This is a genomic window from Enterobacter sp. EGD-HP1 (genome assembly GCF_000733275.2).
Taxonomy (GTDB): domain Bacteria; phylum Pseudomonadota; class Gammaproteobacteria; order Enterobacterales; family Enterobacteriaceae; genus Enterobacter.
The window spans coordinates 1-14,752 of record NZ_AVOP01000013.1; the positions used below are offsets into that span (position 1 = coordinate 1).

Below are 14,752 nucleotides of genomic sequence, written 5' to 3' on the forward strand. Positions count from 1 at the left end.
TCGCAGCAACAACCAGGATCGCGCCGTCCATCTGCGCAGCACCGGTGATCATGTTTTTAACATAGTCGGCGTGGCCTGGGCAGTCTACGTGTGCGTAGTGGCGAGTCGGGGTGTCATATTCAACGTGAGAGGTGTTGATGGTGATACCACGAGCTTTTTCTTCTGGTGCGTTATCGATCTGGTCGAATGCACGAGCAGAACCACCGTAGGTTTTTGCCAGAACGGTAGTGATTGCAGCAGTCAGGGTAGTTTTACCATGGTCAACGTGGCCGATAGTACCAACGTTGACGTGCGGTTTTGTACGTTCAAATTTTTCTTTAGACACGGCTATATTCCTTACTATAGTGCTCTCCCCTGTGGAGAGAGCACGGGACTTAGGTTTTAATCCTGTGGATTACTTACCACGGGCTTCAATAACGGCCTGAGCAACGTTGTTAGGCGCATCATCATACTTCAGGAATTCCATGGTGTATGATGCACGACCTTTGGTCAGAGAACGCAGCTGAGTTGCATATCCGAACATTTCAGACAGCGGAACTTCAGCGTGGATCTTAACGCCAGTTACTTCGGATTCCTGACCACGCAGCATACCGCGACGACGGCTCAAGTCACCGATAACGTCACCGGTGTTCTCTTCAGGAGTTTCTACTTCAACCTTCATGATTGGCTCAAGCAGAACTGGTTTTGCTTTCTTAAAGCCTTCTTTAAAGGCAATAGACGCAGCCAGTTTAAACGCCAGTTCAGAGGAGTCAACGTCGTGGTAAGAACCGAAGTGCAGACGAACACCCATGTCAACAACCGGATAGCCAGCCAGAGGGCCCGCTTTCAGCTGTTCCTGAATGCCTTTATCAACGGCTGGGATGTATTCGCCAGGAATTACACCACCTTTGATGTCGTTGATGAACTCGTAACCTTTCGGGTTAGAGCCCGGCTCCAGTGGGTACATGTCGATCACAACGTGACCGTACTGACCGCGACCACCAGACTGCTTAGCGTGTTTACCTTCAACATCGGTAACTTTCGCGCGAATCGCTTCGCGGTAAGCAACCTGAGGTTTACCCACGTTCGCTTCAACGTTGAATTCACGCTTCATACGGTCAACGATGATGTCCAGGTGCAGTTCACCCATACCAGCGATGATGGTCTGGTTAGATTCTTCATCAGTCCATACGCGGAATGATGGGTCTTCTTTCGCCAGACGGCCCAGAGCCAGACCCATTTTTTCCTGGTCAGCTTTGGTTTTTGGTTCAACTGCGATGGAGATTACCGGCTCAGGGAATTCCATACGCTCCAGAATGATCGGGTGATCCGGGTCACACAGGGTGTCACCAGTGGTCACGTCTTTCAGACCGATAGCTGCAGCGATGTCGCCCGCACGAACTTCTTTGATCTCTTCACGTTTGTTAGCGTGCATCTGTACGATACGGCCAAAACGTTCACGCGCCGCTTTCACGGAGTTCAGGATGGTGTCACCGGAGTTAACCACACCAGAGTAAACGCGGAAGAAGGTCAGGTTACCCACGAATGGGTCGGTAGCAATTTTGAACGCCAGTGCAGAGAATGGCTCTTCGTCGCTTGCGTGACGCTCAGCCGGAGTATCTTTACCGTCGTCCAGGATGCCGTTGATCGCAGGAACGTCAACCGGGGATGGCAGGTAGTCAACTACCGCATCCAGCATCGCCTGAACACCTTTGTTCTTGAACGCAGAACCACAGGTTACCAGGATGATTTCGTTGTTCAGAACGCGCTGACGCAGAGCTTTTTTGATCTCTTCTTCAGTCAGTTCTTCACCACCCAGGTATTTCTCCATCAGCTCTTCAGAAGCTTCAGCAGCGGATTCGATCAGGTTCTGGTGCCATTCGTCAGCCAGGTCCTGCATTGCAGCTGGGATATCTTCGTATTCGAAGGTAACGCCCTGGTCTGCATCGTTCCAGTTGATGGCTTTCATTTTCACCAGGTCGATAACACCGGTGAAGCCTTCTTCAGCACCAATTGCCAGCTGCAGCGGAACAGGGTTCGCGCCCAGACGGGATTTGATCTGACCAACAACTTTCAGGAAGTTAGCACCCATACGGTCCATTTTGTTAACGAACGCGATGCGTGGAACTTTATATTTGTTCGCCTGACGCCATACGGTTTCAGACTGTGGCTGAACACCACCAACTGCGCAATAAACCATTACCGCGCCGTCAAGAACACGCATGGAACGTTCTACTTCGATGGTGAAGTCAACGTGCCCTGGGGTGTCGATGATGTTTACGCGATGCGGTTCGTACTGCTTAGCCATACCTGACCAGAATGCAGTAGTCGCTGCGGAGGTGATAGTAATACCACGCTCCTGCTCCTGTTCCATCCAGTCCATGGTGGCTGCGCCGTCATGAACTTCACCGATTTTGTGGTTTACACCGGTGTAGAACAGAATACGTTCGGTAGTAGTGGTTTTACCGGCGTCGATGTGCGCACTGATACCGATGTTACGGTAGCGTGCGATGGGTGTTGTACGAGCCATTTGATTCCTCGTTTATATCTTTAGGCGTTCAGTTAAGTTACCCAGAGCGGGCGGCTTCTCTGAAGCGCCCGCCTGGTGACTAATACTCCGAAGGGATTACCAACGGTAGTGTGCGAACGCCTTGTTGGCTTCTGCCATACGGTGAACGTCTTCACGTTTCTTAACTGCAGTACCTTTGTTGTCTGCAGCATCAGAAAGTTCGTTCGCCAGACGCAGAGCCATGGATTTATCACCGCGTTTACGAGCAGCTTCAACGATCCAACGCATTGCCAGAGCATTACGACGAACCGGACGAACTTCAACTGGAACCTGATAAGTAGAACCACCAACGCGGCGGGACTTAACTTCTACAGTTGGGCGAACGTTGTCGAGAGCGACTTCGAAAGCTTCCAGTTCATTTTTACCAGAACGCTGAGCCAGGGTCTCAAGCGCGCTGTATACGATTGCTTCTGCAGTAGATTTTTTACCATCTACCATCAGGATATTTACAAATTTTGCCAGCAGTTCTGATCCGAATTTCGGATCTGGAAGAATTTTACGCTGACCAATGACGCGACGACGTGGCATGGGAATACTCCGTTGTTAATTCAGGATTGTCCAAAACTCAAAGAGTTTAGTTTGACATTAAGATAAATCAGTTTGGCCTTACTTAACGGAGAACCATTAAGCCTTAGGACGCTTCACGCCGTACTTGGAGCGAGCCTGCTTACGGTCTTTAACACCTGAGCAGTCGAGCGCACCACGAACGGTGTGGTAACGAACACCCGGAAGGTCTTTAACACGACCGCCACGGATCAGGATCACGGAGTGTTCCTGCAGGTTGTGACCTTCACCACCGATGTAGGAAGTCACTTCGAAACCGTTAGTCAAACGCACACGGCATACTTTACGCAGTGCGGAGTTTGGTTTTTTAGGAGTGGTGGTATATACACGAGTACATACACCACGTTTCTGCGGGCAGGCTTCCAGCGCAGGCACGTTGCTCTTTGCAACTTTGCGTGCGCGTGGTTTGCGTACCAGCTGGTTAACTGTTGCCATTAAATAGCTCCTGGTTTTAGCTTTTGCTTCGTAAACACGTAATAAATCGACCTCATACAATATGAGGACGCGAAATTTTAGGGCTACGTCGAAAAGGTGTCAAGAAATATACAGCGATCTCAGATCACCAGTTCATTTGACTGGCGTGCGCCACAGTAAGATTGACGAAATCAGTATAGCCAACCACGTCAATTTTGGCTGAAATTTGACCAGAAAGACCCCGCGCATCCAGATCGTCTTTCAGCGCAGAGACTGTTATGGGGGTATTCGTGAGAATTTCAACGAAACGACTGCCTTCCAGTGCGGCAAGCACGCCATCCTGAATCAGCAGCAGGTCATCACCTTCGCGCAGCATACTCAGTAACGCGTCGATATCACATTGCCACGGTGAATGGCTCAGAGTATGGAGCATGGTGGCCTCAGAAAGTCAGAACGGTGTCGTAGTGGGAAAGGTGTTCGCGCAATGCAGCAGAAGACAGGACTGTCACATCCAGCACGAATGGCGTTATCTCGTTTAAACCGCGCGCGGCCAAAGAGTCAGCACAAACATAGAAGGTTTCGATATCGTAAAGCGGTAACACTTTGAACGTCGCGATGTAATCACGCGCCAGAATGGCCTGAGGCTGTTGCCCCGCCAGAAGCTGGAACACCCCGTCTCCCAAAAAGAAAACACCGATATCTTCGGTCAGCGCGGAAGTCGCAAGTAACGCATCCAATCCTTCGCGGCCAGAAGCGCTGCCGTGCGGCGCAGAGGTAAAAACAAATGCCACGCGCTTCATCAGAATTGCACCACTCTGTCGCAGGTTAATGCCGCCTGTGCCAATGCACCCAGACCACTCAACGAAAAACCGGGCTGCAGGTTAGAACCCGATAAACCAAGACGCGCGGCTTCGGTTGTATCGGTCACGCCGCGGCGCAGTGCCGCCGCCACGCAGATGTGCAGTTCTACGCCCTGCTTTTCGTTTAATGCCTGCCAGGCACCCACCAGGTCGAACTCGTCACTCGCCGGTGACGTAAACTGATTCGCGTTATACACCCCTTCCCGATAGAAGAAGACGCTCGCCAGCTCATGTCCGGCCGCCAGTAGCGCATGCGCAAACTGCAGCGCGCTGCTGGCCTGCTGAGTACCGTACGCCGGGCCTGTCACCATTAACGCAAAACGCATTACTTGTCTTGTCCCAGGAAATCGCCGCTTTTGAACTGGCGAATATAGAGGTAGACCGTGTGCTTGGAGATGTTCAGACGATCGGCCACCTGGTTGATGGCGTCTTTAATATCAAAAATCCCTTTTTCATAAAGATTGAGCACGATCTGACGGTTCTTGGCGTTGTTCGAGACGTTGCGATCGGCATTCACCTCTTCAATCGTAAACTCAAGCGTCTGCGTCACCAGATCTTCAACGGAGGAGGCAAAGTTAACAGAAGAGCCCACATCCGGCGTTTCTGGTGGAATAAAGGTGCTCATGATCTGCGAGAATGGCACATCAAGGTTCATGTTGATGCACAGCAGCCCAATAACACGATGGTCGCGGTTTCGAATCGCGATGGTTTCTGATTTCATCAGCACGCCGCTTTTGGCGCGGGTGAAATAGCATTTGGAGACGCTGCTGTCCGCGCCGGTCATGTCATGCAACATACGCAATGCAAGGTCGGTAATTGGCGAACCAATTTTACGGCCAGTATGCTCACCATTCGCAATGCGGATAGCGGAACACTTCAGATCTTGCAGGGAGTGCAATACGATTTCGCAGTGGGAGCCAATGAGCATCGCTAACCCGTCCACTACCGCTTCATAGGATTTCAGGATATCGAAGTCGGTCTGATCGAAAGGACGTTGATCCAGCAAATCAAGTTCACTGGTTTCGTTGGTTAAAAGCGACCTGGACATGAAAAAAACACTCCTTTTCAGGAGCCTGTCGTTAGGTTTTCAGGGCAGGCTCATTATCTACACGGACAACTAAATTAATACAGCGTGCCTAACGCTTTCCAGTGTTAATTATATCTGCCCCACAATAAAAAACCGCCGCCTTAAAGGCGGCGGTTTTTTTTCAGCATTACTTCTTAGCGGCAGCGGCTTTATCGTCAGCCGGTGCGTCTGCCTTGGCATCCGCTTTTGGTGCTGGTTTGATATCCAGCAGTTCTACGTCAAAGACCAGCGTAGAGTTAGCAGGGATACCCGGAACGCCGGTTTTGCCATAGGCCAGATCCGGTGGGATAACCATCTTGATCTTGCCGCCTTTCTTAATGTTTTTCAGGCCTTCAGTCCAGCCCGGGATCACACCATCCAGACGGAAAGAGAGCGGCTCACCGCGGGTGTAAGAGTTGTCGAACTCTTTACCGTCGATCAGCGTACCCTTGTAGTTAACAACAACGGTGTCGCTGTCTTTAGGCGCATCGCCGGTGCCTTCTTTCTCAACTTTGTACACCAGGCCAGTAGAAGAGGTTTTCACGCCCTTTTCTTTAGCAAAGGTGTCGCGGTAGGCTTTGCCTTTCGCTTCGTTGTCTTTAGCGTCCGCGTCCATCTTAGTCTGCGCGGCACCCTTCACGCGCGCTTCAAACGCCTGCAGAGTCTGTTCAATTTCCTGGTCAGACAGCTTGCTCTTATCTGCAAATGCGTCCTGAACGCCCGCGATCAGCTGAGCTTTATCCAGTTTGATGCCCAGTTTCTCTTGTTCTTTCAGAGAGTTTTCCATGTAACGACCCAGAGATGCGCCCAGTGCGTAGGCGGATTTCTGGTCGTCATTTTTGAACGCCGCTTTGCTGTCTGCAGTAGCAGCAGGCTTCGCAGCAGTATCAGCAGCGAATGACAGCGGCGCGTTCAGCGCAACAGCCATCGTGGTCGCCAGCAGCGTTACTTTAAACAGTGATTTCATCCATATCTCCAGGGCCTGGGGACTCTCACCCCAGCGTTAAACGTAAATGAGTGACGTACTATAAAACGTTGCAGAAGAAATCTACAGACAGACACGTCCAATTCTCGCCTCTTTTCAGACTATTTTTGTTTAAATAAGTTTCTTGCCAAGGGCATGCGAACTGTACTTAAGGATAAACTCAGTTAAACTGCGCCGCCGCAGGGCCATTATGGCGAATCTGAAATAAACGAGGTGAATGATGAAGGATACAGCGATAGAAGCGAGAATGGCTGAACTGGAAAGCCGCCTGGCTTTTCAGGACATCACCATCGAAGAGCTAAACCAGACCGTGACCGCACATGAGCTTGAAATGGCAAAACTGCGGGATCATATGCGCTTGCTGACGGAAAAGCTGAAGGCCACGCAGCCGTCGAACATTGCCTCTCAGTCAGAAGAGACGCCACCTCCTCATTATTGAGGCGTAAAAAAAGCGGGATTATCCCGCTTTTTTATTTTCCGCATGACGGAATTAGTGGCAGCCGCAGCCGCCGTTACCGCAACCACCTTTACCGTGGTCGTGACCATGGTCGTGATCGTGGCCGTGACCACCGCAGCAGCCGTCGTGGCCGTGATCGTGGTCATGGTCGTGACCGTGCGCACCGTGAACGTGGCCATGAGCCAGCTCTTCTTCGGTCGCTTCACGAATCGCAACAACTTCTACGTTGAACTTCAGGTTCTGGCCAGCCAGCATGTGGTTGCCGTCAACCACGACGTGGTCATCTTCCACTTCGGTGATTTCAACAGGAACCGGACCCTGGTCAGTTTCAGCCAGGAAGCGCATGCCAACCTGCAGTTCGTCAACGCCCATGAATACGTCTTTAGGCACGCGCTGAACCAGGTTGTCGTCATACTGACCGTAAGCGTCGTTCGCGCCTACAGCAACGTCAAATTTGTCGCCAACTTCATGACCTTCCAGCGCGGTTTCCAGGCCAGAAATCAGGGAGCCGTGACCATGCAGGTAGTCAAGCGGCGCACTCACCGGAGACTCATCAACCAACACACCGTCTTCTGTACGTACCTGATAGGCCAGGCTGACCACCAGGTCTTTTGCTACTTTCATGATATCTCCTGAGCGTGGGAAAATTGCTGGCGCAGATTGTAGCGGAAATCTGCACCCGTGTACCCTTTAGCTTAAAAAAACTCAGGGCATATCGCTAGTCCGGATGAAAAATCCCGATAACTTGCTCTTCTTTGCGAACGTGATCGCGGGCCTCTTTATCGGCCTCACGCATCTGGTGACCGCACTTAACACACTCAACAACATCAATATTATTTTCCCGCCACATCGCCAGGGTATCTTGCGCCTGGCAGGTCGGGCATTTTGCACCCGCAATAAAGCGTTTACGTACAGCCATCTTTCGTTACCCTTTATTCAAATTCATCCCAGCCATCAAGCTGGCGTCGTTCCTGCTGCATCTCTCGCTGGAAGATCTCCTCCAGCTCGCGACGCGCTTCCCGCACGCGGGAGATCTGCGCCGTATCGGTATGAACCGGCATCAGCTCGCGCAACATCCGCATATCCAGCCGGCGGAAGTGCATCTGGGCGCGCTGCGCCTGATGCGGATGCATCCCGAGCGAGATCAGCGCCTTGCGGCCCAGCTCCAGCGCACTGGAGAACGTCTCACGGGAGAAGTGTTTCACACCCGCCTGCAACAATTCGTGAGCTTCAACACGTCCCCGCGCACGCGCCAGAATATGCAGATGCGGGAAATGCTGCTGGCACAGTTCCACCAGCTTCATCGTGTCTTCCGGATCGTTACAGGTAATCACGATGGACTCTGCCGCTTCCGCCCCCGCCGAGCGCAACAGCTCGAGCTGGGTCGCGTCGCCGTAGTAAACCTTATAGCCATATTTGCGCATCAGGTTGACCGCGCTGATGTCACGCTCCAGCACCGTAATGCGCATTTTGTTCGCCATCAACAGGCGTCCAATCACCTGTCCGAAGCGGCCAAAGCCCACCACAATCACCTGCGGCTTGTCGTCTTCCACCCACGGCGCTTCGTCTTCATCGTCAGCTGGATTCAGGCGACGCGACAGCAGTTTATCCACCAGCTTCATCAGCAGCGGCGTGGTCATCATAGACAGCGTGACCGTCACCAGCAAAAGCGCCATCTGATCGTCTTTAAACAGCTTCTGGGAGGAGGCGGTCGAGAACAGCACAAACGCGAACTCGCCCCCCTGGCTTAACACGCTGGCAAACTGCATGCGTTCCGAACTGCGCAGCCCGTAGATACGTGACATGACGTACAGCACCAGCATCTTCACCGCCACCAGGATGGCGACGCTCACGACCACCCACAGCAGATGGGTATAGAGCACACCGAGGTTGAGCGCCATCCCCACCGAAATAAAGAACAGGCCTAACAGCAGCCCTTTGAAGGGATCGATGGCAATTTCCAGCTCGTGACGATACTCACTCTCCGCCAGCAGCACCCCGGCGATAAAGGTTCCGAGCGCCATCGACAGCCCCAGCGCGTCCATAAATAACGCCGATCCCAGCACCAGCAGCAGCGTCGCGGCGGTAAACACCTCGCGAACGCCCGACGCGGCGATAAAGCGGAACACGGGACGTAACAGGAAACGACCGCCGATCAGCATGCCCGCGAAGGCCAGCACCTTCATGGCGATTTTAGCCCAGTCGAAGTGATCGTCCCCGGAGCCCGCCAGCAGCGGCACCAGCGCCAGCGCCGGGATCACCGCCAAATCCTGGAACAGCAGTACCGAAAAGCCCAGCTGACCGGCTTCGTTACGGTTCATTCCTTTGTCGCGCATCAGCTGCAGCGCCATCGCCGTGGAGGACATGGCAAGGCCTATTCCACCTATCACCGCCGCCTGCCAGGAGAAATTCGTCAGCATTAACAGGCCGCCCAGAATAGCGGCGCTGAACAGCACCTGCGCGGCGCCCACGCCAAAGATAGAGCGTCGGAGCTGCCACAATTTCGAAGGATTCAGCTCCAGGCCGATGATGAACATCAGGAACACCACGCCCAGCTCGGAGAAATGGAGAATCTCATCCACATCGCTGATGAATCCCAGTCCCCAGGGACCAATCGCGATCCCCGCCAGCAGATACCCCAGCACCGCACCGATACCAATACGTGCAGCAAGCGGCACCGCGACGACGGCCGCAAATAAAAACAGCACCCCGGCGAGGAGCAAATTCGATCCTTCCATTAACGACCTCCTGCCGGAATCGGTGACGTCAGCCATTCACCGTAGGCTCTGGCGTGGCTTGCCAGCTCTTTCGGATCCTGTCGCCGCGCCCAGTAGACAATAATCGGGCTCATCCAGTGCATACGGCACATCGCCGCCGTCAGCTCGAAGGGCCGCAGAATGTCGCTCATCGGATAGCGGTTCAGCCCGTCGTGGCGATAAGCGCTTTCGGGTTCACCGGTGGTGATCACACTACGCCAGTACTTTCCCGCCAGCTGGTTTCCCCCCACCCCGCTGGAGAAGCCCCGGCTCAGCACGCGGTCCAGCCACTCTTTGAGCAGCGCCGGACAGCTGTAGGTATAAAGCGGATGCTGGAACACAATCACGTCGTGCTGACGCAGCAGCTCCTGCTCGTAAGGGATATCAATAAAGAAATCAGGATAGTGCGCATAGAGATCGTGCACCGTCACGTTGCTGAGCTGTGTAGCCGGCTTAAGCAGCACCCGGTTTGCCACCGAGTCCTGAGATTCCGGATGGGCATACAGCAGCAGCACTTTTGCTGTCTGAGACATCATTCCCCTCCCGGTCTTGTTTCTGTTTTTGTGTATCGTTGTTGTTTTGGGCTACCATGGCGGCCCGGTGCGGAAAATGGCCCACACCTTACATTATCATAATGACAAATTAACATAGTCGGAACATACGGCGCTTCTATGATTGTTTTCTCCTCGTTACAAATTCGTCGCGGCGTGCGCGTCCTGCTGGATAACGCCACTGCTACCATCAACCCGGGCCAAAAAGTGGGCCTGGTCGGCAAAAACGGCTGCGGTAAATCCACCCTGCTGGCGCTGCTGAAAAACGAGATTAGCGCGGATGGCGGTAACTTTACCTTCCCGGGAAACTGGCAGCTCGCGTGGGTAAACCAGGAGACGCCGGCGCTGAGTGAGCCGGCGCTCGACTATGTTATCGACGGCGACCGTGAATACCGCAAGCTTGAGGCAGAACTCAACGCCGCGAACGAGCGCAACGACGGTCACGCCATCGCCACCGTTCACGGCAAGCTGGACGCTATCGACGCGTGGACCATTCGCTCCCGCGCCTCCAGCCTGCTGCACGGCCTGGGCTTCAGCAATGAGCAGCTGGAACGCCCGGTCAGCGACTTCTCCGGCGGCTGGCGTATGCGCCTCAACCTGGCGCAGGCGCTGATCTGCCGCTCTGACCTGCTGCTGCTCGATGAACCGACCAACCACCTCGATCTTGATGCGGTTATTTGGCTGGAGAAGTGGCTTAAGAGCTATCAGGGCACTCTGATTCTGATCTCCCACGACCGCGACTTCCTCGACCCGGTGGTGGATAAAATCATTCATATCGAACAGCAAACGATGTTCGAGTACACCGGCAACTACAGCTCCTTCGAGCGCCAGCGCGCGACGCGTCTTGCCCAGCAGCAGTCCATGTACGAAAGCCAGCAGCAGCGCGTGGCGCACCTGCAGAGCTTCGTGGATCGCTTTAAGGCCAAAGCCTCAAAAGCCAAGCAGGCCCAAAGCCGCATCAAGATGCTGGAACGCATGGAGATGATCGCCCCGGCGCACGTGGATAACCCGTTCCACTTTAGCTTCCGCGAGCCGGAGAGCCTGCCAAACCCGCTCCTGAAGATGGAAAAAGTGAGCGCGGGCTATGCCGAGCGCATTATTCTCGACTCCATCAAGCTCAACCTGGTCCCGGGTTCACGTATCGGCCTGCTGGGACGTAACGGTGCCGGTAAATCGACGCTGATCAAACTGCTGGCGGGCGAGCTTAACCCGGTCAGCGGCGAAATCGGCCTCGCGAAGGGCATCAAGCTGGGCTACTTCGCCCAGCATCAGCTGGAATTTTTACGCGCGGATGAATCGCCGATTCAGCACCTCGCGCGTCTGGCGCCGCAGGAGATGGAGCAAAAGTTGCGCGACTACCTCGGCGGCTTCGGCTTCCAGGGCGATAAGGTCACTGAAAACACCGAGCGTTTCTCCGGCGGTGAAAAAGCCCGTCTGGTGCTGGCGCTGATCGTCTGGCAGCGTCCGAACCTGCTGCTGCTCGATGAACCGACCAACCACCTGGATCTCGACATGCGTCAGGCGCTGACCGAAGCGCTGATCGAGTTCGAAGGCGCGCTGGTTGTGGTTTCGCACGACCGTCACCTGATCCGCTCCACCACGGACGATCTCTACTTAGTTCACGACGGCAAAGTCGAACCGTTCGACGGCGATCTGGAAGACTACCAGCAGTGGCTGACGGACGTGCAGAAGCAGGAAAACCAGCCGGAAGAGTCCGCGAAAGATAACGCCAACAGCGCGCAGGCGCGTAAAGACCAGAAGCGACGTGAAGCGGAACTACGCACCCAGACGCAGCCGCTGCGTAAAGAAATTGCCCGTCTCGAAAAAGAGATGGAAAAGCTCAACGCCACGCTGGCTATCGTTGAAGAGAAGCTCGGCGACAGCGGCCTGTATGACCAGAGCCGCAAGGCTGAGCTGACGGACTGCCTGCAAACGCAGGCGAAGACCAAATCCAGCCTCGAAGAGTGCGAGATGGCGTGGCTGGACGCGCAGGAACAGCTGGAAGCGATGCTGCAGGCCGACTAACACGCCGGGAGGGTTATGCGTTTCGATATCACGAGCGAGATTACGTTCCGCAAGCTCAGCATCTTCATGACGTTTATGGAGAAAGGGAATATCGCGCGTACCGCCGAAACTCTGGGCCTGAGCGGCGTGAGCGTTCACCGTGCGCTACACACGCTGGAAGAGAACGTGCGCTGCCCGCTTTTTACCCACAAGGGGCGCAACCTGATAGCCCTGCCTTCCGCCTGGACGCTGCTGGAATATTGCCGGGAGGTGATGCAGGTGATGGAGCGCGGGCTGGAAGAATCCCGCAAAATTGCCGGAATCGGCCAGGGGCGGCTGCGCGTGGGCACGCTCTACTCCCTGACGCTGGAAACCGTGCCGCGCCTGATTATGGGCATGAAGCTGCGCCGTCCGGATCTGGAGATGGATCTGACGATGGGCTCCAACGACACCCTGCTGCACATGCTGGATGAAGGCTCGCTGGACGCGATTCTTATCTCCATCTCCGAAAGCGATATCGATCGCAACAGCCTTGAGGTTCTGCCGCTGTTCCATGACGATATCTTCCTTGCCGCACCGGCTTCCGCCACGCTAAATACCCACGGGCCAGCGGATCTCCGCGATTATAAAGATCAGAAATTTGTCGCGCTTGCAGAAGGCTTTGCGACCTACGCCGGGTTCCAGGAAGCGTTCCATATCGCCGGGTTTGAACCAGAGATTGTTACCCGGGTGAACGACATTTTCTCAATGCTCAGCCTGGTGCAGGCGGGCGTCGGCTTTACGCTGATGCCGGGCAGGATGAAGAAGGTCTACGAGAATTCGGTGCAGCTGTTAAAGCTGGCGGAGCCGTACCAGATGCAGCAGCTGATCGCGATTGTCTTTGCCCGCAACCGCGAGCAGGATCCGAGCCTGCGGGCATTAGCCGCCGAAGGGCGGATGTATGCGCGCAGCCTGCAGGAAAGTGCGTGATACAAAACAAGACAACCAAACCCGTAGGCCCGGTAAGGCGCAGCCGCCACCGGGCAACAAAACTCACGCACGAAGCCGACCCGCCAGATGCACCGCCACGTCCACCCCGCTGCGCTCCAATGAGATGGTCTCCCCTTCCCACGCAGCCTGACGCGTCAGGCAGGTCAGTACGCCGCCGGGCGGCATTTCAATCGCCAGCCGGGCTTCACGCTCGTTAGCGGAAATCACCGCCTCCTGCCAGCGCACGGTTCGCGCCATATTCATTGCGAGATCGTCAGCGATTTTCTCCGGCTGCCAGAGCACGCGGCCGGTACTGCCGCTCAGGTACGCGCAGCGTGGACGAGCCAGCGTGACGGACTCAAATGCCGCCGCCAGCTTTTGTGCCGGTTCCGCCAGCAGTTCGCAGTGCGACGGCACGCTGACCGCCAGCCGCCTGGCCTTGTTCGCCCCTTTTGCCAGCGCGCGTGCCGCCACCTGCGCCATCCCGTCATCGCTTCCGGCAATCACGATCTGCGTTTCAGCGTTCAGGTTGGCAATATAGGTTCCGGTGCCTTCAATCAGCGTTTCCACCTGCGGCAGAGTTAAGCCCATAATCGCGGTCAGGCCGTAGCCGTGCGGGTACGCTTGCTCCATCAGATCGCCGCGAAGTGCCACCAGCCTCAGCGCGTCCGAAAAGTCCAGCGCGCCTGCAATAACCGCCGCCGGATAAGCGCCGATGGACAGCCCGCTGACGATATCCGGCGTCACGCCGCGACGCTCAAGCTCGCGCCCCCAGGCCACACCGGCAATCAGCAGCGAAAGCTGAACCGCGCGGGTATGGGTTAACGCGTCGGCGCCGTCCAGCGTATCCACTTCGGCGCCCAGCACCTCACGCGCCTGAGCCAGTTCCGATCCCGGCAGGTTTTGCAGCATGCCTTCATGCTGCGTGCCCTGCCCCGGAAAGGTAAACACTATTTTCATCACTCCTCCCTGCGCCACGGATCCGCCACCAGGCGCGGTCCGCGGCGGGTTTTCAGCAACGTTTTGCCGTCGCGCAGCCACTCCGCCAGCGCAAAGCCGCCCTCGGGGGTATCCACCTGCGTATCCGCCCGGCACAGTGCGCGGCTCAACTGCGACTGCCATGCGGTAAAAGCATCGGGGGAAATCGGCTCAGGGGCGCGGATCAGCAGATCGAGATCGCTGTCGGCATGGATCACCGGAATGCCGGTCGCCAGGGCATAGCCGGTGCTGCCGGTAATGCCCCACGTCCACGGCCATGCCTGCTGCGCCAGCTGCAGCGCCACCTGAACCGGCGGCTGGGTCACAAACGGTGAGCGCAGCAGATCGGCGGTGGCGCACAGCTCTTCAGGCGACACCACGCGCTTCACGTTTTCCGGCTTCACCCATCCGGCCGCCCGCTGGTCGCGGCGCAACCCGCGAACGCCAACGGGAATACGGCCTTCATTATCAACATCACGCCGCACCACCACCGGCAGGCCGATATGCCATGCCGCCTCCACCCAGGATTCGGTGATGCCTTCCAGCGCGTCGCGCGCGGTAAGCCAGATGAGGTCGTGCGGGCGTAATGTTGTGCTCATG

At 55.6% G+C, this 14,752-nt stretch carries 18 protein-coding genes; 3 read left to right on the forward strand and 15 right to left on the reverse strand.

All coding sequences use genetic code 11. From position 1 onward, the window contains the following. From N037_RS11635 to fkpA, 9 genes are all read right to left on the reverse strand, one after another. Positions 1-325, reverse strand: a 325-nt coding sequence (locus tag N037_RS11635) for a GTP-binding protein (protein ID WP_032641063.1), incomplete at its 3' end; no start/stop codon positions are given. Positions 326-394: 69 nt separating this feature from the next. Then, positions 395-2,509: an elongation factor G gene (fusA, locus tag N037_RS11640; protein ID WP_023333670.1), complete on the reverse strand. Its 2,115-nt coding sequence runs from the start codon at positions 2,507-2,509 to the stop codon at positions 395-397. A 96-nt stretch (positions 2,510-2,605) separates the two neighbouring features. After that, positions 2,606-3,076: a 30S ribosomal protein S7 gene (gene rpsG, locus N037_RS11645; protein WP_004106370.1), complete on the reverse strand. Its 471-nt coding sequence runs from the start codon at positions 3,074-3,076 to the stop codon at positions 2,606-2,608. A gap of 96 nt (positions 3,077-3,172) precedes the next feature. After that, positions 3,173-3,547, reverse strand: a complete 375-nt coding sequence (rpsL, locus tag N037_RS11650) for a 30S ribosomal protein S12 (RefSeq protein ID WP_000246815.1) — start codon at positions 3,545-3,547, stop codon at positions 3,173-3,175. Positions 3,548-3,671: 124 nt separating this feature from the next. Further along, a complete protein-coding gene (gene tusB / locus N037_RS11655; RefSeq protein ID WP_032641066.1) occupies positions 3,672-3,959 on the reverse strand; it encodes a sulfurtransferase complex subunit TusB in 288 nt (95 codons plus the stop codon). A gap of 7 nt (positions 3,960-3,966) precedes the next feature. Next, positions 3,967-4,326: a sulfurtransferase complex subunit TusC gene (tusC, locus tag N037_RS11660; RefSeq protein ID WP_023333672.1), complete on the reverse strand. Its 360-nt coding sequence runs from the start codon at positions 4,324-4,326 to the stop codon at positions 3,967-3,969. After that, positions 4,326-4,712 carry a sulfurtransferase complex subunit TusD gene (gene tusD / locus N037_RS11665; protein WP_023333673.1) on the reverse strand — a complete coding sequence of 129 codons (387 nt, stop codon included), beginning with the start codon at positions 4,710-4,712 and terminating at the stop codon, positions 4,326-4,328. The genes tusC and tusD overlap by 1 nt, the downstream gene beginning before the upstream one ends. Beyond that, entirely contained in the window at positions 4,712-5,434 is a 723-nt protein-coding gene (locus N037_RS11670) for a helix-turn-helix transcriptional regulator (RefSeq protein WP_023333674.1), read from the reverse strand. Before N037_RS11670 ends, tusD begins: the two co-directional genes overlap by 1 nt. 166 nt (positions 5,435-5,600) lie before the next feature. Further along, a complete protein-coding gene (fkpA, locus tag N037_RS11675; protein ID WP_023309460.1) occupies positions 5,601-6,419 on the reverse strand; it encodes an FKBP-type peptidyl-prolyl cis-trans isomerase in 819 nt (272 codons plus the stop codon). 238 nt (positions 6,420-6,657) lie between these two features. Between fkpA and N037_RS11680 the strand changes: the two genes are divergently transcribed. Then, a complete protein-coding gene (locus tag N037_RS11680) occupies positions 6,658-6,876 on the forward strand; it encodes a protein SlyX (protein WP_023309461.1) in 219 nt (72 codons plus the stop codon). A gap of 51 nt (positions 6,877-6,927) precedes the next feature. Here the strand turns inward: N037_RS11680 and slyD are convergent, their stop codons facing one another. From slyD to kefG, 4 genes are all read right to left on the reverse strand, one after another. Next, positions 6,928-7,518, reverse strand: a complete 591-nt coding sequence (gene slyD, locus N037_RS11685; RefSeq protein WP_014885491.1) for a peptidylprolyl isomerase — start codon at positions 7,516-7,518, stop codon at positions 6,928-6,930. Positions 7,519-7,612: 94 nt separating this feature from the next. After that, the gene (locus tag N037_RS11690; protein WP_010436300.1) at positions 7,613-7,813 is read right to left on the reverse strand and encodes a YheV family putative zinc ribbon protein; all 201 of its coding nucleotides are present in this window, start codon (positions 7,811-7,813) and stop codon (positions 7,613-7,615) included. A gap of 13 nt (positions 7,814-7,826) precedes the next feature. Next, entirely contained in the window at positions 7,827-9,632 is a 1,806-nt protein-coding gene (gene kefB, locus N037_RS11695) for a glutathione-regulated potassium-efflux system protein KefB (RefSeq protein ID WP_032641069.1), read from the reverse strand. Then, the gene (kefG, locus tag N037_RS11700; protein ID WP_032641071.1) at positions 9,632-10,183 is read right to left on the reverse strand and encodes a glutathione-regulated potassium-efflux system ancillary protein KefG; all 552 of its coding nucleotides are present in this window, start codon (positions 10,181-10,183) and stop codon (positions 9,632-9,634) included. Before kefG ends, kefB begins: the two co-directional genes overlap by 1 nt. Positions 10,184-10,321: 138 nt before the next feature. On the opposite strand from kefG, the gene N037_RS11705 reads away from it, so the two are divergent. Together N037_RS11705 and N037_RS11710 are read left to right on the forward strand one after the other, a co-directional pair. Next, positions 10,322-12,226, forward strand: a complete 1,905-nt coding sequence (locus tag N037_RS11705) for an ABC transporter ATP-binding protein (RefSeq protein WP_032641073.1) — start codon at positions 10,322-10,324, stop codon at positions 12,224-12,226. 15 nt (positions 12,227-12,241) lie between these two features. Then, the gene (locus tag N037_RS11710) at positions 12,242-13,174 is read left to right on the forward strand and encodes a LysR substrate-binding domain-containing protein (protein WP_032641076.1); all 933 of its coding nucleotides are present in this window, start codon (positions 12,242-12,244) and stop codon (positions 13,172-13,174) included. 63 nt (positions 13,175-13,237) lie between these two features. On the opposite strand, the gene mdcH is transcribed toward N037_RS11710, so the two are convergent. Further along, positions 13,238-14,134: a malonate decarboxylase subunit epsilon gene (gene mdcH, locus N037_RS11715; protein WP_032641079.1), complete on the reverse strand. Its 897-nt coding sequence runs from the start codon at positions 14,132-14,134 to the stop codon at positions 13,238-13,240. Continuing rightward, on the reverse strand, positions 14,134-14,751 hold the full coding sequence (locus N037_RS11720; RefSeq protein WP_032641081.1) for a malonate decarboxylase holo-ACP synthase: 618 nt from the start codon (positions 14,749-14,751) through the stop codon (positions 14,134-14,136). Before N037_RS11720 ends, mdcH begins: the two co-directional genes overlap by 1 nt. Position 14,752: the final 1 nt, after the last annotated feature.